This window comes from Methylobacterium nigriterrae, assembly GCF_037106235.1.
Lineage (GTDB): Bacteria > Pseudomonadota > Alphaproteobacteria > Rhizobiales > Beijerinckiaceae > Methylobacterium > Methylobacterium nigriterrae.
In genome coordinates this window covers 1-219 of record NZ_JBAWTG010001119.1, presented here as the reverse complement: position 1 = coordinate 219, position 219 = coordinate 1, and the positions used below count along the sequence as shown (strand labels likewise).

The 219-nt window shown below is 63.0% G+C and carries 1 protein-coding gene; it reads left to right on the top strand.

Features of this window, described 5'->3' with window-relative positions; genetic code table 11:
- Positions 1 to 219, top strand: a 219-nt coding sequence (locus WDW90_RS40470; protein WP_336493150.1) for a helix-turn-helix domain-containing protein, incomplete at both ends; no start/stop codon positions are given.

Genomic DNA, 219 nt, shown 5'->3' with positions numbered 1-219 from the left:
CTGCGAGCTTTTGGTCTGCCTGCAGGTCGTGGGGCTTGCCGACGCGAACAGCTTCGAGCTGGCGATCTCGCAGACGGATCTGGCGGATGCAATGGGCATCTCGTGCGTTCACATCAACCGCGTGCTGCAGGCGTTACGGGCGAGCGACCTGATCGTCTGGAGCAAGTCCGCGCTGACCATCCCCGATGTGGAGCGGCTGAAGGCGTTTGCCGAGTTCGA